We start from the raw sequence: 20,001 nt of genomic DNA, 5'->3' as shown, positions 1-20,001 counted from the left end.
TGACAATGAGCAATCTTGCCTACGATACGCCCGTAGACGGCGGCGACAGCTCGCAATTGGATATTGCCGCGATGCAGGCGCTGCGGCCGGTTCCGCGTATTTCCATCCAGGCATTTTGCGAGACGGAAGGTGTCGCGCATCCGGTGGAGCGGGCCGGCGAGGATCGCCGCATGGCCAAGGCGCATCTGAAAGTGCATATGGGCGGCATCGCCACGGCGATCGAATTCTACCAATCCGCGCCGACGCCGAACCTCATCCTTCTGGAGTCGCGCAGCGAACCGAAGCAGTTGCTGGAGCAGCTTGCCCAGCTTTCAGAATATTGCGATCCCTCCTCTAAAGTCGTGGTGATCGGCCACTACAACGATGTCGGTCTTTACCGCGAACTCATCCGCTTCGGTATTTCCGAATACGTCATCGCGCCCGTGTCGATGGCCGATATTGTCTCGGTGGTTTCGTCGATCTTCGTCGATCCGGAAGCCGAGCCGATCGGCCGCTCGATCGCCTTCGTCGGCGCCAAGGGTGGCGTCGGCTCCTCGACCATCGCCCACAATGTGGCGTGGGCGATGTCATCGCTGTTCAAGTCGGAAGTGGTCGTCGCCGATCTCGACCTGGCTTTCGGGACGGCCAACATAAACTTCGACCAGGACCCTGCGCAAGGCATCGCCGAGGCCGTGTTTTCGCCCGAACGCGTCGACGAGGTTTATCTCGACCGTCTGCTTGCCCAGTGCGCCGAACATCTGTCGCTGCTCGCCGCGCCCTCCACCCTCGAACGTGTCTATGATTTCGATCCCGATGCCTTCACGCAACTCATCGATACCGCCCAGCGCAGCGTGCCGCTGCTGGTGCTCGACGTCCCCCATATCTGGACGGGCTGGACCAAGAACACACTGATCAAGGCCGACGAGATCGTCATCACTGCGACGCCGGAATTGGCCAATCTGCGCAACACCAAGAATCTGGTCGATATGCTGACGCGGCTTCGCCCGAACGATCCGCCGCCGAAACTGATCATCAATCAGGCCGGCGTGCCGAAACGGCCCGAGATTTCCGCGTCCGACTTCGCCGAGCCGCTCAGCCTCACGCCGATGTCGGTCATCGCCTTCGACCCGTTGTTGTTTGGAAATGCCGCGAACAACGGCCGCATGCTGGGCGAGATGGATCCCAAGAGCCCGGTCGTCGGCATGATCAACGAAATCGCGCACGTGCTGACCGGTCGCAGCGAAATCAAGGCCAGGAAGAAGGCAGGCCTTGGCGGCCTCCTCGGCAAGCTCTCGCGTAACAAGAAATGACGCTTCTCAAGCGAAATTGGTAGTCGATCATGTTTGGAAAAAGAGGCTCCGACGACGGCGGCCGGTTCACCCCGGAGTTCCGTCAGCCAGCGTCAGCGGCGCCGGCTGCTGCAACGCCTGCGGACATGGCGGTACCTGCCCGACCCCCGGCAGCGCCGCCGCCGGGAGCGCTGGCAACGCCGCCAACTCGCCGTGCCGTTGAGGCGCCGTCGATGGCGCCGGAGCCGCCAAAAAAGATCCAGCGCGAAAAAAGCGAAACCTACTACGACACCAAGAGCCAGGTCTTCTCCGCACTCATCGACACCATTGACCTGTCGCAACTTGCGAAACTCGATCCCGAGAGCGCGCGCGAGGAAATCCGCGATATCGTCAACGACATCATCGCCATCAAAAATTTCGCAATGTCGATCGCCGAGCAGGAAGAGTTGCTCGACGACATCTGCAACGATGTGCTAGGCTACGGGCCGCTGGAGCCGCTGCTCGCCCGCGACGATATCGCCGACATCATGGTCAACGGCTCCAAGAACGTCTACATCGAAGTCAACGGCAAGGTCGAACAGACCGGCATCCGCTTCCGCGACAATCAGCAGCTGCTCAACATCTGCCAGCGCATCGTCAGCCAGGTTGGCCGCCGCGTCGACGAATCGAGCCCGATCTGTGACGCCCGTCTTCCTGACGGGTCTCGCGTCAACGTGATCGCGCCGCCGCTCTCCATCGACGGCACCGCGCTCACCATCCGCAAGTTCAAGAAGGACAAGCTGACGCTCGATCAGCTGGTCAAGTTCGGCGCCATCTCGCCGCAGGGCGCCGAGATACTCAAGATTATCGGCCGCGTCCGCTGCAACATCGTCATCTCCGGCGGTACCGGCTCCGGCAAGACGACGCTGCTCAACTGCTTGACCAACTATATCGACCGCGAGGAACGCGTCATCACCTGCGAGGACTCGGCCGAACTGCAACTGCAGCAGCCGCACGTGGTACGTCTCGAAACCCGCCCGCCCAATCTCGAGGGCGAAGGCGAGGTGACCATGCGCGACCTGGTCAAGAACTGCTTGCGCATGCGGCCCGAACGCATCATCGTCGGCGAAGTGCGCGGACCGGAGGTTTTCGACCTGCTGCAGGCGATGAACACCGGCCATGACGGGTCGATGGGAACGATCCACTCCAACAGCCCGCGCGAATGCCTGAACCGTATCGAATCGATGATCGCCATGGGCGGCTATTCGCTGCCGCAGAAGACCGTGCGTGAAATCGTCGTCGGCTCCGTCGATGTCATCATCCAGGCAGCACGCCTTCGCGACGGCTCGCGCCGCATCACCCACATCACCGAGGTGATCGGCATGGAAGGTGACGTCATCATCACGCAGGACATCGTGCTCTACAACATCAAGGGCGAGGACTCGAACGGAAGGCTGCTTGGCGAGCATGTGTCGACCGGCATCGGCCGTCCGCATTTCTGGGATCGCGCCCGCTACTATGGCGAGGAACAGCGCCTCGCCAATGCTCTGGAATCGATGGAGAAACGCGCTGACTAACGCATATCGAGGCGTGGGGACTGAGGTCGATGTTCGGAATTGATACCACCGTACTGGCGTTCATCGTGCTCGCCGGCTTCAGCGCCGGTGCGGTCGCCTATGCCTTCCTGTTCACCAAGATGAGCAACGAGAAGCAGGCCGGCAAGCGGCTCGAGACGATCAAGGCCGCCGAGACCGATCGTTCGGTCGTCAAGGCTTCGCGCGACCGTGTCGCGGAGGCGGTCAAGCGGCGTAAATCTGTCCAGGACACGCTGAAACAGCTCGACGAAAAGCAGAAAACCAACGAACTCGCCGTCAAGAAGCCGCCGTTGAAGGCCCAGATTCGTCAGGCCGGCATGCAGGTCTCGATCGAGCGTTTCTATATCTACTCCGTCATTTGCGGCATCGCGCTGACGGTGCTCGCCTATCTCGCCGGCGCGCCGCTACTTGTCCTGCCGGGTACGCTTCTGGCCGGCGCGCTCGGCCTGCCACGCTGGTTCGTCTCGTTTCGCCGCGCGCGCCGGGTCAAGGCGTTCCTCAACGAATTTCCCAACTCCCTCGACATCATCGTGCGCGCCGTCAAATCCGGCCTGCCGCTCAACGACGCCATTCGCCTGATCGCCAATGAATCGCCGGAGCCGGTCAAGACCGAGTTCCGCCGGATCGTCGATTCGCAGCAGGTTGGCATGTCCATCCCCGACGCCACCTTGCGCATGGCTGAGACCATGCCGTGCAGCGAGGCAAGTTTCTTCGGAATCGTTATCCAGATCCAGTCACAGGCCGGCGGTAATCTCTCCGAGGCGCTAGGCAACCTTTCGCGCGTGCTTCGCGATCGCAAGAAAATGAAGGCCAAGGTCCAGGCGCTGTCCATGGAAGCGAAGGCGTCGGCCGTCATCATCGGCGCGCTGCCTATTGTCGTCGCCCTTCTCGTCTATCTGTCGAGCCCGAACTACATCATGCCGCTGTTCACCACCAGCACCGGCAATCTGATCCTTGGCTGTTCCGGCGTGTGGATGTCGATCGGCATTCTGGTGATGCGCAAGATGATGAACTTTGAAGTTTAGGCCCACCTTGGAAAGCTCGAACGAAAAGACTGAAAACGGATGACCGACCAAGTCGTAAAATCGCTGACCGATCCTGCCTTCCTGATCGCATTGCTGGTCGGCGTTGCGGTGTTCGCGACCGTCTTCACGTTGCTGCCGGCGCTTGGCGGCAATCAGCTCAAGGCGCGCATGAAATCGGTGGCGCTGGAGCGTGACGAATTGCGCGCCAAGCAGCGCTCGCGGCTTGCCAACGAAGCCGATCGCCGCCGCAAGGGGCTGCGCGAAGAGCAGTCGATCGGCATGCGCAACATCGTCGACAGGCTCGACCTGCGGCGTGCGTTGGCCGATGAAGGCACGTTGCAGAAGCTCAAGGTGGCGGGCTTTCGTGGCCAAAACCCGCTGACGCGCTTCCTGTTTTTCCGCCTGATCCTGCCATTTGTGGGTTTCGCGCTGGCAGCGATCTATCTGTTCGTGCTCGGCGGACTGCCTGACCGGCCGGCCTTCGCGAAACTGTTCGTCTGCATTCTCGTCGCCTACGCCGGCTTCTATGCGCCTATCCTTTACGTCAACAATCGTGCCGCCAAGCGCAAGCAGTCGATCCAGGCGGCGTGGCCGGATGCGCTCGACCTGATGCTGATCTGCGTCGAGTCGGGCATGTCGGTCGAGGCTGCCTTGCGCAAGGTCTCCGAGGAGATCGGTTCGCAATCGGTGGCGCTGGCGGAGGAATTCGTGCTGACCAATGCCGAACTCTCTTATCTGCAGGAACGCAAGCAGGCTTATGAAAACCTGTCGGCTCGTACCGGCCTGGAATCGGTGAAGTCAGTGTCCCAGGCACTGGTCCAGGCGGAACGCTACGGCACACCCGTGGCGCACGCATTGCGCGTGCTGGCCGCGGAAAGCCGCGACATGCGCATGAATGCAGCCGAGAAGAAGGCCGCCGCCCTGCCGCCGAAGCTTACCGTGCCGATGATCCTGTTCTTCCTGCCGGTTTTGTTCGCCATCATTCTGGGCCCAGCCGGCATTCAGGTCAGCCAGCGCGGCATCTTCGGCGACCAGCACAATTCCTCAAGCCAGTAGGCCTCGTTGCAGCCATACAAAGAGCCGCACTGCCAATGCAGTGCGGCTCTTGGCTTTCAGCGTTGATGCGTGGACGGATTTTGCGCTGTGCGGAGCCGGCGCCCATGCGGCGCTCAGTTGGTCGCCGCCTTTGCCTTGTCCTGATCCTTGAGCTGGCTCCAGGCGTTCTGCTGGGCAAGCATCTGGCGAAGATAGGCTACATTGGCTTGCGCCTGTTCCGGCGAAAGCTCCTGCGAGGCGATCTTCTCGGCCTCGTCGAAGCGGCCCTGCAGTCCCACGACCAGCGCAAGGTTCTGGCGCACCCGGCTGTCGGCATTCGGTTGCTGGGCTGCCGAGCGCATATAGGTCTCGGCGGTGCGTAGATCGCCTTCCAGCACATAGGACATGCCGAGATTGGAAAGGATCGAGGGTTCGTTCGGCTTGAGGTCCAGCGCCTTGCGGTAGTTCTGGCGCGCTTCATCCTTCTGGCCAAGCTGGTCGAGAATGGCGGCCTCGGCCGACATCAGCCGCCAGTCCGGATATTCCGGCGTCTGCGCCCGGCGCACGGCGTCGAGCGCCGGCTCGAACTGGCCGTTGGCGGCCAGCGCCTTGCCGTAGGCGGCAAGCACGTCGCGATCCTTGGGGTAGGCGATCGCCAGCTTGCGCATCACGGCAAGCGACTGGTCGGCATCGCCGTCCATCTGGAGCGCCGCCGCAAAATTTGTCGCCAGCCGCTTGTCGTTGGGGTTCTTTGCGTAGGATTCGCCGAGCCGCCCGGTCGCCCCGTGCAACTCGCTGGCCGACATGGTTTCCAGCGGTTTGCCGCTGGTGCGCCCGATCGAGCCGGTCGTGAGCTTGCTGGTTCCGCACCCCGCAGCACCGGCCGCCAGCGCCATCAGCAGCGCCGTGGTGACCAACCGTTTGCCCGTGACGTTCATCCTTCGGCTGGTGGGCATCGGCACGGGGCTCTCCATTCTGCGCGTGGCCATTCACGTGGCCATCTTCATCCCTGCAGAAATATTCTGTTAACCCTAACGGACAGTTAAAAAGCGAGCCGTCGGATCGGTGAACGGCCGCCGGAAGCCACTGACCTGGCACGTCCCATGCTCGGCTCTGTGCATAGATGTTGAAATCATTCGACGTCCCTGTCACTTGACTGAGGACGATCTGCAAGCCTCCCGGAGACCATCGAAATGCCCGTCGAACTCGTCGAGACACTAAACACTGCCTTGCCGATCCATCTGGTCGCGAGGGATGGACTGGAGGCCTTGGGGCTTTCGCCTTCCACGATCGCATGGGCGGCCGCCAACGGCTTTTCCGGCGAAGCCGGCAGGACGCTCGCCGTCCCGGGCGACAACGGTTCCCTTGCTGGCGCCTTGTTCGGCGTCGGTGACGGCGAGGGCGCGCTGGCCGTCGGCATGCTGGCGAGAGCCTTGCCGGAAGGCGACTGGCATTTTGCCGCCGCTCCAGCCGAGCCGGAACTCGCGGTCATAGCCTTGGTGCTCGGTGGTTACGTCTTCACTCGCTACGGCAAGAAATCAGGCAAGGCGCTGCGTTTCGCGCTGCCGCTCGGCGTAGATCCAGGACGTGTCCGGGGCATCGCCGACGGCGTCTTCCTGGCGCGCGACCTGGTCAACACGCCGACCAGCGACATGGGACCGGACGAGTTGGAGAAGGCGGTTCGGACCCTGGCGGCCACTCACAAGGCCGAGGTGTCGGTGATCAAGGGCGATGATCTCCTGAAGCAGAATTTCCCGATGATCCATGCGGTCGGCCGCGCCTCGGTCGGCGCGCCGCGCCTGATCGACATGGTCTGGGGACCCGAAGGCGCGCCGAAGGTGACGCTGGTCGGCAAGGGTGTCTGTTTCGACACTGGCGGCCTCGACATCAAGCCTTCGTCGGGCATGCTCTTGATGAAGAAGGATATGGGCGGCGCCGCCAATGTGCTGGGCCTGGCCTCGATGATCATGGCTGCCGGGCTGAAGGTGCGGCTGCGCGTCCTGATCCCGGCGGTCGAGAATTCGATTGCCGGCAACGCCTTCCGGCCTGGAGATGTACTGACCAGCCGCAAGGGCATTACCGTCGAGATCGGCAACACCGACGCCGAAGGGCGGTTGGTGCTGGCCGATGCGCTGGCGCTGGCCGATGACGAGGAGCCGGAACTGCTGATCGACATGGCGACGCTGACCGGGGCAGCGCGTGTCGCGCTCGGGCCCGATCTGCCGCCTTTCTACACTGGCGACGAAACGCTGGCGTCCGAACTGGCTGCGGCCTCCATGGCCGTCGAGGATCCGTTGTGGCGCATGCCGTTGTGGCGGCCCTATGACGCCAGGCTGGCGTCGAAGATCGCCGACATCAACAACGTCACCACCGACGGCTTCGCCGGTTCGGTCACCGCGGCGCTTTTCCTCAAGCGCTTTGTCGAACGGACAACGGGCTGGGCGCACTTCGACATCTTCGCCTGGAACCCGTCCGATCGCCCCTACGGACCCGCCGGCGGAGAGGCGCAAGGCATCCGTGCACTGGAGCGGGTCATTTCGAGGCGCTATGCCTGACGCCCTGGGACGGCCACCAAAACTGAAACGGAACCGAAACAATTTGCCGTCATGCTCGGGCGATGTCGATTTCGATGCGTCCGAGCCAGGCGATGCGGCTGTGGCAGCAGGTGATGCTGTCGCAGGTGCGCGCCGGCGCGCCAGATCTCACCATGCGCCAGACGGCGATCCTGTTCACCATCTATCTCGACCCGCCGCCGCACACGGTGCGCGGTCTAGCCGCCCGCCTCAATGTCACCAAGCCGGTTATCACCCGCGCGCTCGACACTATGGGTGCGCTGAAACTGGTGTCGCGCCATCGCGACGAGCTCGACAAGCGCAATGTGCTGATCCGGCGCACGGTCGAAGGCGCGCTCTTTGTCGAGCGCTTCGGGGATGGTATCGTTGCCAAGGCTCATGAACTGCCCATCTGATCAATCCAGAACTAGACGAGTACCGATTTGACTGCCAGGGACGCCCGCCTCCACGCCTTCCGTTCCGACCTCGCCGATGCCAGGCTGAAAGGGGAGGTGTCGGCCGATCGCTTCGTCACCGGCCGTCCGGCCCGGATCACAGCCTCCGTGGCTGACGTGCGCAAGGCACCGCGCCCGGATGCCGGCGTCAACACGCAAATTCTGTTCGGCGACGATGTGCTTGTCTTCGAGGAAGCCGAGGGATGGGCCTGGGTCCAGGCCGAACGTGACGGCTATGTCGGCTACGTCGGCGCCACCATGCTGGGCGCACCCGAGCATGCGCCAACCCACATCGTCACGGCGCCGCGCACCTTCCTCTATCCTGGCCCGGATCTGCGCTTCCCGATCAGCGGCCAATTGTCGATGGGCTCGACGGTGACGGTAACCGGTGCCGCCGAAACGCGCGGCACGCACTATGCGCTGTTGCCCTCCGGCGAGGCGCTGATCGCCGGCCATATTTGCCCGGTCAGTGACATCGCCGCCGACTATGTCTCGGTCGCCGAGATGTTTATCGGCACGCCCTATCTCTGGGGCGGCACCTCCGGCTTCGGCATCGACTGTTCGGGCCTTGTGCAACTGGCCATGCGCATGGCCGGCCGCAATGTGCTGCGTGATTCCGACATGCAAGCGGCAGGCCTCGGCGAGCCGCTCGATCCGGGATTCGATTATGCCGGACTGAAACGCGGCGACCTGGTGTTCTGGAAGGGCCATGTCGCGATCATGACGGACGCCGAGACAATGATCCACGCCAACGGCCACACCATGCTGGTCTCGCGCGAAGGGCTGAAGGATGCGGTTGATCGGATTGGGTATCTGTATGGCGGGCCGACTGGGTTTCGGCGGCCCTAGCGCCTCTTCCTCGCCCGTTCACGGGGAAAGGTGCCCGAAGGGGCGGATGAGGGGCGACGCCAGCGACTGAAAGGTCGCGCTGCGCCTCACTTGCCGGCCGGCATCCCTCTCCCCGTAAACGCGGCGAGGGATAGCTCGGCCGATCACCTTTTGTTCCGATTTTCCTTGGCGATCGCGCGCCGTCGCGCTACCTCTTTCGCGTGACCGAGCAGCCGCGCCTTGCCAAACAGAATGCCGCCGTCCTTCTGCCCGAGCCATTCATCAGATGGTTTGGCGAAAAAGGCTGGTCGCCGCGCGCTCACCAGATCGAGCTGCTGGCGAAGGCTCAAGCCGGGCAATCGGTGCTCTTGATCGCACCGACCGGCGCCGGCAAGACGCTGGCCGGCTTCTTGCCATCGTTGACCGAACTGGCCAACCGCCCCAGACGCAAAGCCGGTATGGCACGGCGCGGCATCCATACGCTCTACATCTCGCCGCTGAAGGCGCTGGCCGTCGACATCGAGCGCAACCTCGGCAAGCCGGTGGAGGAGATCGGCCTGCCCGTCACGATCGAGACGCGCACCGGCGACACGCCTTCCCACAAGCGACAGCGCCAGAAGCTGGCGCCGCCCGATATCCTGCTCACCACGCCCGAGCAATTGGCGCTGCTGATTGCGGCCGGCGATGCCGGGCGATTCTTCGAGGATCTGCGCTATGTCGTGCTCGACGAGTTGCATTCGCTGGTGACATCGAAACGCGGCCATCTGCTGGCGCTCGGGCTGGCGCGGCTGCGCAGCATCGTGCCCGGCCTGCAGACGATCGGTCTGTCGGCAACGGTGGCCGAGCCCGACGAGTTGCGGCGCTGGCTGGTGAGCCAGAATCCGCCCAAAGGCCTGGCAAGTCCCGATATGTCTGAGCTCATCGTCGTAACCGGCGGCGCGAAGCCCGAAATCTCGATCCTCGATTCGGAAGAGCGCGTGCCATGGGCCGGCCATTCGGCGCGGTATGCGACGCCGGAAATCTACCGCGAGATCAAGCGCCATAGGACCACCCTGCTGTTCGTCAACACCCGCAGCCAGGCCGAGCTGCTGTTTCAGGAATTGTGGCGGGTCAACGAGGATACCTTGCCGATCGCGCTGCATCACGGCTCGCTCGATGTCGCCCAGCGCCGAGGCGTCGAGAAGGCGATGGGGGAAAACGCGCTCCGTGCCATCGTCGCCACCTCGACGCTCGACCTTGGCATCGATTGGGGCGATGTCGATCTGGTCGTCCATGTCGGCGCGCCCAAGGGCGCCAGCCGGCTGGCGCAGCGCATCGGCCGCGCCAATCACCGCATGGACGAGCCGTCGAAGGCGATCCTGATCCCGGCCAATCGTTTCGAGGTGCTGGAGTGCCGGGCAGCGCTGGACGCCAACTATCTGGGCGCCCAGGATACGCCGCCGCTGGTCAATGGCGGGCTCGATGTGCTGGCCCAGCATGTGCTGGGCTGCGCCTGCGGAGCGCCGTTTCGCGCCGACGATCTCTATGAGGAAGTGCTGACAGCAGCGCCCTATGCCAGCCTCGACCGGCCGACATTCGACCGCGTCATTGATTTCGTCGCCACCGGCGGCTACGCACTGAAGAACTACGAGCGCTACGCCCGCATCCGCCTCAACAAGGACGGCATGTGGCGGGTCTCCAATCCCCGCGTCGCGCAGCAATACCGGCTGAACGTCGGCACCATCATCGAGGTGCCGGCGCTCAATGTGCGTTACGTCAAGGCCGGCAGCAAAGGCTCGGCTTCGCACGGCGGCCGGGCTCTGGGCAAGATCGAGGAGGCCTTCCTCGAAACGCTGACGCATGGCGACACCTTCATGTTTGCCGGCAAAGTGCTGCGCTTCGAAGGCATCCGCGAGAACGAATGCTTCGTCTCGAATGCGCCGGGAAGCGACGCCAAGGTGCCTTACTATGGCGGCGGCAAATTTCCGCTTTCGACTTACCTCGCCGAGCAGGTGCGCGCCATGCTGGACGACCCGCAGCGCTGGGGGAAGCTGCCGGAGCAGGTATCGGACTGGCTGCGGTTCCAGGCCAACAAATCGGTATTGCCCAAACGCGACGACCTCTTGATCGAGACCTTTCCGCGCGGCAACCGTCACTATCTCGTCGCTTATCCTTTCGAGGGCAGGCTGGCGCACCAGACGCTCGGCATGCTGCTCACCCGCCGGCTGGACAGGGCCGGCGCCAGGCCGCTTGGCTTCGTCGCCACCGACTACGCATTGGCCATCTGGTCGCTGGGCGATATGGGCGCGATGTTCAAATCGCGGAAACCTTCGCTTGGCGCTCTGTTCGACCAGGACATGCTGGGCGACGACCTCGAGGCTTGGCTGGCCGACAGCTGGCTGCTCAAGCGCACCTTCCGCAACTGCGCGCTGATTTCAGGCCTGATCGAGAAACGTCACCCCGGCCAGGAGAAAAGCGGCCGCCAGGTCACCGTCTCGACCGATCTGATCTATGACGTGCTGCGCAGCCATGAGCCCGACCACATCCTGCTGCAGGCGACGCGCGCCGACGCGGCGACCGGTCTGCTCGATGTCAGCAGACTTGCCGACATGCTCTCGCGTATCCAGGGTCGAATCGTGCATAAGGCACTCGAACAGATATCGCCGCTGGCCGTGCCGATCATGCTCGAAATCGGCAAGATGCCGGTGAACGGCGAGGCCGACGAAACGCTGCTGATGGATGCCGCGACTTTGGTCGAGGAAGCCATGGGTCCTGGGATGGTTGAGGAATGAATTTTTCGCTGGCGCGGGCATCGCTGATCGCCGAGGCCGACTTTGTCGGCATCGCGGGCGAGCGCGCGATCTGTGATTCGCGCGGCGTGCTCTATTTCCCCGATCTGAGGCTGCTCGCGGTCTCCGACCTGCATCTGGAAAAAGGCTCGTCCTTCGCCAGGCGCGGCGCACTGATCCCGCCCTACGATACCGGCGCCACTCTGCTCCGGCTGCAGGCGGTAATCGCGGACTACCAGCCGGCCATCGTCATCAGCCTGGGCGACTCCTTCCACGACGGCGGCGGCGCCGAGCGCATGCATCAAACCTTCCGCGATCGGCTGGAAGCATTGATGGCCGGCCGCGACTGGTTCTGGGTCGCCGGCAACCATGACCCGGAAGCGCCGGCGGATTTGCCCGGCGAGACGGTGCGCGAACTCGCCATCGGCTCGCTGCTGTTCCGCCACGAGCCGTCGAAGATAAGAACCGAGGGCGAAGTTGCCGGCCATCTTCACCCTTGCGCCCGCATCGTCCAGCAGGGCCGCTCGGTGCGGCGGCGCTGCTTTGCCGGCGATGGCGGCCGCATGATCATGCCGGCCTTCGGCGCTTATACCGGCTCGCTCAACGTGCTCGACCGCGCCTATGCCGGCCTGTTCCGCCGCGAGACGTTGATAGCTTATATGATGGGCGCCGCGCGCATCTTCGCCATTTCCGGTTCGATGCTGCGGCCGGGCTGAGTTTCTACGGTATAAGCACGGTTGCGCCTGTCGTCTGCCGTGCTTCGAGCCGGCGATGCGCCTCCGCCACTTCGGCAAGCGGCATGCTTGTGTGCACCGGGATTTTCACTGCGCCGCTGAGGACGACGCTGAACAGATCCTCGCTCATGGCGACGACGTCCTCACGCCTGGCGAGATGATGGAACAGCAACTGCCAAGTGGCGAACAGCGATCCTTTCTGCATCAACAGCATGATATCGAAGGGTGGGATCGATCCCGATGCCGTGCCGTAGCTGACGAAGGTGCCGAACGGCCGCAGGCAGTCGAGCGAGCCCGGGAAGGTCGCGTTGCCGACGCCGTCATAGACGACGTGGCAGCCTTCGCCGTTGGTGACCTCTTTCACCCGTGCGGCGAAATTCTCTTTGCTGTATTCGATGACATGGTCGCAGCCATTGGCGCGCGCAAGTTCGGCCTTTTCGGGTGAACCGACCGTGCCGGTGACGGTCGCGCCGAGATGTTTGGCCCATTGCGTCAGGATGAGGCCGACGCCGCCCGCCGCGGCATGCACCAGGATGGTATGGCCCGCCTCGACGCGAAACGTGCGGCGCAGCAGATATTGCGCCGTCAGCCCTTTCAGCATCATCGCCGCACCCGTCTCGAAATCGATGGCGTCGGGCAGATGCACGACGAAATGCGCCGGCACGATGCGTTCTTCGGCATAGGCGCCGAGCGTCTCGACATAGGCGACTCGGTCGCCAGGCGCGAAGCCGCTGACGCCTTCACCGACGGCGACGATTTCGCCGGCGCCTTCATTGCCGGGAATGAATGGCAGAGCGGGCGGCGCGTATTCGCCGGTGCGAAAATAGATGTCGACGAAGTTGAGGCCGACCGCCCGGTTGCGCACGCGCACCTCGCCCGGTCCGGGCTGGCCGATGTCGACATCTTCGTAGGCGAGCACATCTGGCCCGCCATGGCGGTGAACACGGATCGCTTTCATGGTTTTCTTCCCTGCGCTGTTCTCTTGAGTGTGAGATAGCGCGTGGCGGGATATCATTGTAGACTGATACCGATGACATCAGAGTTCAAACAAGATGATATCTGAACAGATCGGCCTCGACCTTCTCCGCACCTATGTCGCGGTCTGCCGGCAAGGTAGCCTGAGCAGGGTCGCCGCGCAGACCGGCAAGACCCAATCGGCGCTGAGCATGCAGATGCGCCGGCTGGAGGGCCTGCTCCAACGGCATCTGTTCCAGCGCACCGGCCGCGGTGTCGTACCAACTGCGGAGGGAGAGCTCTTTCTGGGATACGCGACCCGCATCCTCGCTCTCGGCGATGAAGCGGTGGCGCGTCTGCAGCAGGCTGGCATTGGCGGCGGCGTGCGTATTGGTCTTGCCGAAGAGGTCACCACGGCCGCGCTTTCGGCCGCGCTTGGGCGGCTGCATCGCACATATCCCGACATCAGCCTCGACGCGATGGTCGAGCACAGCGTCGCGCTGGGACGGCTGTGGAGCGAGGATGCGCTGGATGTCATGATTGCCCCGACATCCGTCGTCGCGGCCGATGCAGTGACGACATGGAACGTCGAACTGCAGTGGGTCTGCGCCCAGGACTATGTGCTGGACCATGACCGGCCACTCGATCTCGCCGCCTTCGGCGCAACCTGCCCTTGGCGCAGGCGTATGATCGAGGCGCTGGTCGCCGCCGGCCGGCAGTATAGGATCGTCCTGTCGTGCCAGAGCGTCACCGGCCTGCAGGCGGCGATCGAGAACGGGCTGGGCGTCGGGCTGCTTCCGCCCGAATCCGTGCGTACCGCTTCGATGCGGGTGCTGAAGACGTCAGCCGGCCTGCCCGAGCCGCTCACGGTCCAATACGGCCTTTACGCGCACGACCGCAGGACAGCTGTAATCGATGCCGCGATCGAAATCCTGCTTAAGGATTTGCCGGCGGCGCCACGAGCACGGGCCGCCTGACGGCGGGACGCTCTACCGGCCGTAATAGAGGGTGACGGTGTGCTTGGCCTCGGCGAAGAACAGCCAGCGCTCGACCAGCATGCCGGCGAACTGGACGATTGCCGCAAGCACCGACAGCACCGCTGCGAATGGCCAGGGCAAAGCGAATAAGACAGAAAGCAGCAGCAGGGCAGGCAAGGCGAAAGCCAGCAACTGCGTGATCAGCCGCAGCTTTGCGCCATGTTTGCGCGCGATCCGAAAACCCATTTCCTTGAGCAGGTAGTTCTCCTCGGTGTGCGGCCATTCCAGCGAGCGCACTGTGCCGCCAGTGAGCCCTGTCGCCGTGTTGGCGGTGGTCGCGATCTCCAGCGCGTCATTGTATCGCCACGTCGCCAGCTTCCAGCCCCAGCCGAGCAAGGTCAGCAGCAGGGCGGCTACCGCAACGGCGGTCGGGCTGATGGCGAAAGCCTGCAGCAGCGCGTTCAACAGCACGCTGCCGGTCATCGCCGAAAAGATGAGATAGCCCGGCAGCGTATACGGGCTATGCCACTGCGCGATCGGCTTCAGCGAGGCATAGATCATGCCGGTGGTGCAGACGGTGACGATTGCGCCGATAGTTGCGAGAAACCCGGCGATGGCCATCCAGCCTCCGGTGCGGCCAAAAAACACCCAGCCGATACCGAACAGCCCGGCGGGAATGAAGGTTGCGACCGACGATACACCCTCGCGTGACAGCCAGGAGCTACGCCATTGCGAAAAGGCGCGCCAGGCGCGTTCGGGCCGGCCGAGATGGCCGGTGGACGACAAAAGGCCGGCGGCAATCAGGCCAAGCGCCAGCCCCATGCCGATAAGGCCGAGCCAGAAATCGGCCGGGATGAAGCCCAGCCCGCCCAGCACGCCAAGCAGCGCCAGCAGTCCGTAGCCCGCTCCTGTAGCAGTAGTGAAGAAAACGACCGAGGCGGCAGGATGCATGGATATCAGTTCGAAAGCATGCGGTCGACCCAGCCGAGGAAACCGCCTTCGGCCCTGACCGGGTCGAGCCTTGCCGCCGGCACCGATGCGGCACGCCGGGCGCGCGGCGGCAGGTACTTGTTGGTCGGCTTGTAGCCCATCTCCGGCATCAGGTCGACGCCGCCACGCTCCGCCACCAATTGCGAGACAGCCGACGAAGGATCGCCGAGATCGCCGAAATGCCGGGCGCTGGTCGGGCAGGCGGCTACGCAGGCCGGCACGCGGTCTTCCTCGGCCAGATTGTCATTGTAGATGCGGTCGACGCACAGCGTGCATTTCTTCATCACGCCGACGTCGGTATCGAATTCGCGCGCGCCATAGGGACAGGCCCAGCTGCACAGTTTGCAGCCGATGCATTTGCTTTCGTCGATCAGCACGATGCCGTCCGATGCCCGCTTGTAGGAGGCGCCGGTCGGGCAGACGGTGACGCAGGCCGGCGTCTCGCAATGCAGGCAGGAGCGCGGGAAGTTGACGGTGCGCCCGCCCGCTTCGGTGATGTGCTCATAGCTGTGTACGCGGTTGAACCAGACGCCGTCGACATGGCCGCCATAGGGGTCGATGTCGGTCAGTGGCGCCATGTGGCCGCCGGTGTTCCACTCCTTGCAGGCGGTGACGCAGGCCTGGCAGCCGACGCAGGTGTCGAGGTCGATGACCAGGCCAAGCTTCTTGTCTGTATGGGCGGGAAGGCAGGTCATTCCACGGCTTCCCTATGGACGCGGAACTCGGCGCCGAAGCGAAGGATGTCGGGCGAAGGCTCGACATTTGGCGGCTGGCTGAAACGCTCGAATTGCGGTTCGGTGAAGCCGGCTTCCTCATCAGAGCATTTGACAATGCGTACCCTGAGGTCGAACCACGCCGCCTGGCCGGTCACCGGATCGGAATTCGAATAGCGTTTGCCTTTCGCGTCAGCCGATGTCTGGTCGCCGATAATGTGGTTGAGCAGGAAAGCGCGATTGCTCTCGGCAGCGTTGTCCTTCAGACCCCAGGCGCCGCCCCTTTTGCCGATGGCGTTCCAGGTCCAGACCGTATCCGCATTGACCCCGTCGACCAGCTTGATCTGTCCTTTCACCCGGCCGTTGATGCTTTCGATCCACACCCAGTCGTCGTCGGCCAGGTCGAGAACTGCCGCGGTCTGGTGGTGCACGAACAGGCGGTTCTGGCTGGTGATTTGCCGCAGCCACGCATTCTGCGAGCCCCAGGAATGATACATGTGCATAGGCCGCTGCGTCAGCGCATGCAGCGGGTATTTCTGCGGATCGACCGCGGCCTCTTCGAACGGGGTAAACCAGAACGGCAGCGGATCCATATAGGTCTCGATGCGCTGGCGTTCGCTCTCGGGCGGCTGGACGCGACCATGACCGCGCGCGGCGAGGCGAAAGCGCTGCATCGGTTCGCAATAGAGCTGGAACACGATCGGCTCGGCCTTGGGGATGAACCCCATCTGCTCTGCGAAGTCGAGATAGGAGCGGTTGGCCATCTTGTAATAGCGCTGGTCCTCAGCAAAATCCTGGTGCCAGAAGCCGCCATTGTCGATGTAGCGCTGCAGCTGGTCGGGATTGACTTCGCCCTTGCCGACAGACGTGCCGTCCTTGCCGCGCCAGCCGGCGAGCGGGCCAATGCCGGGCGTGCGTTCGTGATTGACGATGTAGTCGGCATAGTCGGCATATCTGGCCGAGCCATCGTCCTCGACGAAGCCGGGCAGGCCAAGCCGAGCGCCAAGTTCGATCAGCACCGATTGGAACGGCCTGACATCTCGGTCCGGTTCGACCACCGGATGGCGGATCGCGTCGCCCGGCCCGTCGGCATGGCTGATCGGCCGGTCGAGCAGGCTGATGCAGTCGTGACGTTCGAGATAGGTGGTGTCGGGCAGCACCAGATCGGCGAACGGCACCGTCTCGGAATAATAGGCGTCGGAATAGATGATGAAGGGGATCTTGTAGTTACCCGCTTCGTCATGGTCGGTGAGCATGGCAATGGTCTCGACGGTGTTCATCGAGGAATTCCAAGCCATGTTCGACATGTACATCATCAGCGTGTCGATCGGGTACGGATCACCGGCCCACGCATTGCGGATGACCGTATGCATCAGCCCATGCGCGGCGAGCGGCGCATCCCAGGAATAAGCCTTGTCGATGCGCAAAGGCGTGCCGGCCTCGTCGACCAGGAGATCGTCCGGCCCGCAGACGAAGCCGAGCGGCATGCCGTCGAGCGGCGTCATCGGCTTGACCACCTTGCCGGCCGGCTTCGGTCCCGGCGGCGCCGAGCGCGGGTAGGGCGGCTTGAAACGGAAGCCGCCGGGCACGTCCACCGTGCCGAGCAGCACCTGCAGCAGGTGGATGGCGCGGCAGGAGTGAAAGCCGTTGGAGTGGGCCGAGATGCCGCGCATGGCATGCATCGACACCGGCCGTCCCTTGATCGTCTCGTGCCGCCGTCCGGCCCAGTCGGTCCACGCAACCGGCAGTTCGATCGTCTGTTCGAAGGCGACGTGGGCGAGTTCGGCAGCGATCCGGCGGATGGTGTCGGCCGGAACGCCGCATCGCGCCGCGACCGCATCGGGTGCGTAGCTGTCGTCCATGTAGCGGTCGGCGATAAGCTGGAACACCGGCACGCAACGGCGGCCGGCGAACGTGAAGCTGCCGGTCAGCGCCGGTTTCGCATCCGCATCGGCTGCGTTGACGGTTGTCTTCGCCACTCTGTCCCACGCGAGAAGATTGTTGTCGCTGTCGCGCAGGAACAGCCCGTCGTCCGCCGCACCCGGCTCCTGGACGACTAGCACATGGGCGTTGGTGTAGCGCAGCAAATAATCGAGATCGGCGCGGCCTGCCTTCAGCAGTTCATGGATTAGGGCTAAGACGAAGAGGCCGTCGGTGCCGGGCCGGATCCCGATCCAGTCGTCGGCAATGGCGTTGTAGCCGGTGCGACAGGGGTTGATCGACACCACCTTGGCGCCGCGCGCCTTGAGTTTACCCAAGCCGATCTTGATCGGGTTGGAATCATGGTCCTCGGCGACGCCGAACAGCATGAAGTATTTCGTGTTGTTCCAGTCCGGCTCGCCGAACTCCCAGAACGAGCCACCGATCGTGTAGAGTCCGCCGGCCGCCATGTTGACCGAGCAGAAGCCGCCGTGGGCGGCGAAGTTCGGCGTGCCGAACTGGCTCGCCCACCAGCCGGTCAGCGATTGTGACTGGTCGCGCCCGGTGAAGAAGGCAAGCTTTTTGGGATCGGTCCGGCGGATATGCGATAGCCGCCCGGTCGCAATCGAAAGGGCTTCCTCCCATTCGATCTCACGGAATTCGCCCGAGCCGCGCGGGCCGCTGCGCAGCAGTGGCTTCTTCAGCCGCGCCGGGCTGTAGTGCTGCATGATGCCGGAGCTGCCCTTGCCGCAGATCACGCCGCGATTGACCGGATGGGCCTTGTTGCCGTTGATGTAGCGGACCTTGCCGTTCTTGATATGGACGTCGATGCCGCAGCGGCAGGCGCACATATAGCAGGTGGTCTTGGCGATGCTGTCGGAGACATCGGGCGAGGTGTCGACGCCGTCGCCTTCATCCGGCGCGCGCGTGTCGGCAAGCGACCGTTGCGACGGTGCGGAATTGGCCCCGCGCGGCGCAGCTGGGTTCATGATGCCGGCGTGCTTTTGCTACCTGCGAATTTGGCCCGCGCCTTCGGTCCGGGGCCACGCATATAGTGTTCTTCAGGATGATAGCGGTCGCCGGCCAGCCGCCGCCTGAGGCCACGGGTCCAATGCGCAAACAGGGATCTGAACCGCCCGATCATTTTGTTGGATGCGATTTGTTGGCGAATTTTTTCTAACTTCGGCAGAAAAAGTAGAATAAAGCTATCGATCCGTCTAATCAGTTGTTCTTGTAAATTCGATCGGAATTGGTTCTTAATGCACACATGACGCTGGACCAGTTGCGCATTTTCGTTGCCGTTGCCGAACGCGGCCATATGACCAAGGCGGCGGAGCTTTTGGGTATCTCCCAGTCGGCGGCGTCGGCCGCCATCCGCGCGCTCGAAGAGCAGCATGGCGTTCATCTGTTCAACCGCGTCGGCCGCAACATCGAGCTTGCCCAGACGGGGCACCGTTTCCTGCCCGAGGCCAAGGCGGTGCTGGAACGCGCCGCCGCCGCCCGAAATGTGCTGGAGCATGTCTCGCAGACGGTCGCCGGCAGCCTGTCGATCGCCGCCAGCCTGACCATCGCCAGCTACTGGCTGCCGCGCAGGCTGGCCTCTTTCCATGAAGCCTACCCGGCGGTGCGCTTGAGCGTCAGCATCGGCAACACCAGGCAGGTCGAGGCCAATGTGCTCGACGGTACCGCCGATCTCGGTCTGGTCGAGGGGCGCACCGAGTCAGACATCCTCCGCCGCACCAAGGTCGACGTCGACAGGTTGATGCTGGTCGTCGCCGCCTCGCATCCCGAAATCGCCGAGATCGCGCCGGGCCGCCCGGATATCAGAGGGCTGCGCTGGATCATCCGTGAGGGTGGTTCGGGCACGCGCGAGGTGCTGGAGGACCTGGCCCGCCGCGAGGGGATATCGCTTGGCGACCTGCAGATATTTCTGGTGCTGCCGAGCAACGAGGCGGTTCGCCAGGCGGTCGAGGCCGGCGCCGGCGCCACCATCATCTCGGACCTCGTCGTCGGACGCGCCGTCGCCGAGGGCAGTCTCCGGTCGGTGCCGCTCGAACTGCCGAAGCGCGACTTCGCCATGATCACCCATCGTGACCGCCGGGCAAGCCTGGCCCAGATGGCGCTCAAGGCGCATCTCGGCGCTGAAGCGGGGAACGGCATCCCGGCATAGCCGTCCTCAGGGCATCTGATATCGGTCTAGGGTCGGGG

At 63.7% G+C, this 20,001-nt stretch carries 18 protein-coding genes; 11 read left to right on the top strand and 7 right to left on the bottom strand.

What is annotated here, in order from left to right; all coding sequences use genetic code 11:
- Positions 1-5 precede the first annotated feature (5 nt).
- From NKI35_RS09075 to NKI35_RS09060, 4 genes are read left to right on the top strand one after another with little or no spacing between them, the layout of a single operon-like run.
- A complete protein-coding gene (locus tag NKI35_RS09075) occupies positions 6-1,289 on the top strand; it encodes a CpaE/TadZ family protein (RefSeq protein ID WP_023681982.1) in 1,284 nt (427 codons plus the stop codon).
- Positions 1,290-1,318: 29 nt separating this feature from the next.
- Positions 1,319-2,824: a TadA family conjugal transfer-associated ATPase gene (locus tag NKI35_RS09070; RefSeq protein WP_352739589.1), complete on the top strand. Its 1,506-nt coding sequence runs from the start codon at positions 1,319-1,321 to the stop codon at positions 2,822-2,824.
- 29 nt (positions 2,825-2,853) lie between these two features.
- Positions 2,854-3,867 (top strand): type II secretion system F family protein, encoded by a 1,014-nt coding sequence (locus NKI35_RS09065; protein WP_023703461.1) that lies wholly within the window; start codon positions 2,854-2,856, stop codon positions 3,865-3,867.
- Positions 3,868-3,906: 39 nt separating this feature from the next.
- Positions 3,907-4,923, top strand: a complete 1,017-nt coding sequence (locus NKI35_RS09060; RefSeq protein WP_023703460.1) for a type II secretion system F family protein — start codon at positions 3,907-3,909, stop codon at positions 4,921-4,923.
- A gap of 113 nt (positions 4,924-5,036) precedes the next feature.
- Here NKI35_RS09060 and NKI35_RS09055 read toward each other — a convergent pair whose 3' ends face one another.
- Complete coding sequence (locus NKI35_RS09055; RefSeq protein WP_352510958.1) at positions 5,037-5,858, bottom strand: tetratricopeptide repeat protein; 822 nt, start codon at positions 5,856-5,858, stop codon at positions 5,037-5,039.
- Positions 5,859-6,095: 237 nt separating this feature from the next.
- On the opposite strand from NKI35_RS09055, the gene NKI35_RS09050 reads away from it, so the two are divergent.
- From NKI35_RS09050 to NKI35_RS09040, 3 genes are all read left to right on the top strand, one after another.
- The gene (locus tag NKI35_RS09050) at positions 6,096-7,457 is read left to right on the top strand and encodes a leucyl aminopeptidase family protein (protein WP_352739587.1); all 1,362 of its coding nucleotides are present in this window, start codon (positions 6,096-6,098) and stop codon (positions 7,455-7,457) included.
- Between the two features lie 62 nt (positions 7,458-7,519).
- A complete protein-coding gene (locus NKI35_RS09045; protein WP_023699486.1) occupies positions 7,520-7,870 on the top strand; it encodes a MarR family winged helix-turn-helix transcriptional regulator in 351 nt (116 codons plus the stop codon).
- 27 nt (positions 7,871-7,897) lie between these two features.
- Positions 7,898-8,758, top strand: a complete 861-nt coding sequence (locus NKI35_RS09040) for a C40 family peptidase (protein WP_352739585.1) — start codon at positions 7,898-7,900, stop codon at positions 8,756-8,758.
- A gap of 143 nt (positions 8,759-8,901) precedes the next feature.
- Here NKI35_RS09040 and NKI35_RS09035 read toward each other — a convergent pair whose 3' ends face one another.
- Positions 8,902-9,096 carry a hypothetical protein gene (locus tag NKI35_RS09035; RefSeq protein WP_245260071.1) on the bottom strand — a complete coding sequence of 65 codons (195 nt, stop codon included), beginning with the start codon at positions 9,094-9,096 and terminating at the stop codon, positions 8,902-8,904.
- Between NKI35_RS09035 and NKI35_RS09030 the strand changes: the two genes are divergently transcribed.
- Positions 9,004-11,508: a ligase-associated DNA damage response DEXH box helicase gene (locus NKI35_RS09030; RefSeq protein WP_352739629.1), complete on the top strand. Its 2,505-nt coding sequence runs from the start codon at positions 9,004-9,006 to the stop codon at positions 11,506-11,508. The genes NKI35_RS09035 and NKI35_RS09030 overlap by 93 nt on opposite strands.
- The gene (pdeM, locus tag NKI35_RS09025) at positions 11,505-12,221 is read left to right on the top strand and encodes a ligase-associated DNA damage response endonuclease PdeM (RefSeq protein WP_023703455.1); all 717 of its coding nucleotides are present in this window, start codon (positions 11,505-11,507) and stop codon (positions 12,219-12,221) included. Before NKI35_RS09030 ends, pdeM begins: the two co-directional genes overlap by 4 nt.
- A 4-nt stretch (positions 12,222-12,225) precedes the next feature.
- On the opposite strand, the gene NKI35_RS09020 is transcribed toward pdeM, so the two are convergent.
- Positions 12,226-13,197 (bottom strand): quinone oxidoreductase family protein, encoded by a 972-nt coding sequence (locus NKI35_RS09020; protein WP_352510954.1) that lies wholly within the window; start codon positions 13,195-13,197, stop codon positions 12,226-12,228.
- A gap of 94 nt (positions 13,198-13,291) precedes the next feature.
- Here NKI35_RS09020 and NKI35_RS09015 point away from each other — a divergent pair, with 94 nt between their 5' ends.
- Positions 13,292-14,170 carry a LysR substrate-binding domain-containing protein gene (locus NKI35_RS09015; protein WP_023738197.1) on the top strand — a complete coding sequence of 293 codons (879 nt, stop codon included), beginning with the start codon at positions 13,292-13,294 and terminating at the stop codon, positions 14,168-14,170.
- Positions 14,171-14,182: 12 nt separating this feature from the next.
- Here the strand turns inward: NKI35_RS09015 and NKI35_RS09010 are convergent, their stop codons facing one another.
- From NKI35_RS09010 to NKI35_RS08995, 4 genes are read right to left on the bottom strand one after another with little or no spacing between them, the layout of a single operon-like run.
- The gene (locus NKI35_RS09010) at positions 14,183-15,121 is read right to left on the bottom strand and encodes a dimethyl sulfoxide reductase anchor subunit family protein (protein WP_352739582.1); all 939 of its coding nucleotides are present in this window, start codon (positions 15,119-15,121) and stop codon (positions 14,183-14,185) included.
- A gap of 5 nt (positions 15,122-15,126) precedes the next feature.
- Complete coding sequence (locus NKI35_RS09005) at positions 15,127-15,855, bottom strand: 4Fe-4S dicluster domain-containing protein (RefSeq protein ID WP_023818799.1); 729 nt, start codon at positions 15,853-15,855, stop codon at positions 15,127-15,129.
- Complete coding sequence (locus NKI35_RS09000) at positions 15,852-18,782, bottom strand: molybdopterin oxidoreductase family protein (protein WP_352739580.1); 2,931 nt, start codon at positions 18,780-18,782, stop codon at positions 15,852-15,854. Before NKI35_RS09000 ends, NKI35_RS09005 begins: the two co-directional genes overlap by 4 nt.
- Entirely contained in the window at positions 18,779-19,111 is a 333-nt protein-coding gene (locus NKI35_RS08995; protein WP_352739631.1) for a hypothetical protein, read from the bottom strand. The genes NKI35_RS09000 and NKI35_RS08995 overlap by 4 nt, the downstream gene beginning before the upstream one ends.
- On the opposite strand from NKI35_RS08995, the gene NKI35_RS08990 reads away from it, so the two are divergent.
- Entirely contained in the window at positions 19,061-19,963 is a 903-nt protein-coding gene (locus NKI35_RS08990; protein ID WP_023740750.1) for a LysR substrate-binding domain-containing protein, read from the top strand. The two genes, NKI35_RS08995 and NKI35_RS08990, sit on opposite strands and share 51 nt — an antisense overlap.
- Positions 19,964-20,001: the final 38 nt, after the last annotated feature.

Origin of the sequence: Mesorhizobium sp. M0676 (assembly GCF_040320535.1) — a bacterium.
Classification (GTDB): Bacteria; Pseudomonadota; Alphaproteobacteria; order Rhizobiales; family Rhizobiaceae; genus Mesorhizobium.
This window is presented reverse-complemented; position numbering and strand designations above follow the sequence as displayed.

What these genes read in the sequence shown, in the direction of transcription:
- NKI35_RS09015 (WP_023738197.1), top strand. Translation starts at nt 13,292, where the DNA reads ATGATATCTGAACAGATCGGCCTCGACCTTCTCCGCACCTATGTCGCG.
- NKI35_RS09075 (WP_023681982.1), top strand. Translation starts at nt 6, where the DNA reads ATGAGCAATCTTGCCTACGATACGCCCGTAGACGGCGGCGACAGCTCG.
- pdeM (WP_023703455.1), top strand. Translation starts at nt 11,505, where the DNA reads ATGAATTTTTCGCTGGCGCGGGCATCGCTGATCGCCGAGGCCGACTTT.
- NKI35_RS08995 (WP_352739631.1), bottom strand. Translation starts at nt 19,111, where the DNA reads ATGGCCGCGTTCGGCAACGGCAACGAAAATGCGCAACTGGTCCAGCGT.
- NKI35_RS09005 (WP_023818799.1), bottom strand. Translation starts at nt 15,855, where the DNA reads ATGACCTGCCTTCCCGCCCATACAGACAAGAAGCTTGGCCTGGTCATC.
- NKI35_RS09045 (WP_023699486.1), top strand. Translation starts at nt 7,520, where the DNA reads ATGTCGATTTCGATGCGTCCGAGCCAGGCGATGCGGCTGTGGCAGCAG.
- NKI35_RS08990 (WP_023740750.1), top strand. Translation starts at nt 19,061, where the DNA reads ATGACGCTGGACCAGTTGCGCATTTTCGTTGCCGTTGCCGAACGCGGC.
- NKI35_RS09055 (WP_352510958.1), bottom strand. Translation starts at nt 5,858, where the DNA reads ATGCCCACCAGCCGAAGGATGAACGTCACGGGCAAACGGTTGGTCACC.
- NKI35_RS09020 (WP_352510954.1), bottom strand. Translation starts at nt 13,197, where the DNA reads ATGAAAGCGATCCGTGTTCACCGCCATGGCGGGCCAGATGTGCTCGCC.
- NKI35_RS09060 (WP_023703460.1), top strand. Translation starts at nt 3,907, where the DNA reads ATGACCGACCAAGTCGTAAAATCGCTGACCGATCCTGCCTTCCTGATC.
- NKI35_RS09010 (WP_352739582.1), bottom strand. Translation starts at nt 15,121, where the DNA reads ATGCATCCTGCCGCCTCGGTCGTTTTCTTCACTACTGCTACAGGAGCG.
- NKI35_RS09070 (WP_352739589.1), top strand. Translation starts at nt 1,319, where the DNA reads ATGTTTGGAAAAAGAGGCTCCGACGACGGCGGCCGGTTCACCCCGGAG.
- NKI35_RS09000 (WP_352739580.1), bottom strand. Translation starts at nt 18,782, where the DNA reads ATGAACCCAGCTGCGCCGCGCGGGGCCAATTCCGCACCGTCGCAACGG.
- NKI35_RS09050 (WP_352739587.1), top strand. Translation starts at nt 6,096, where the DNA reads ATGCCCGTCGAACTCGTCGAGACACTAAACACTGCCTTGCCGATCCAT.
- NKI35_RS09065 (WP_023703461.1), top strand. Translation starts at nt 2,854, where the DNA reads ATGTTCGGAATTGATACCACCGTACTGGCGTTCATCGTGCTCGCCGGC.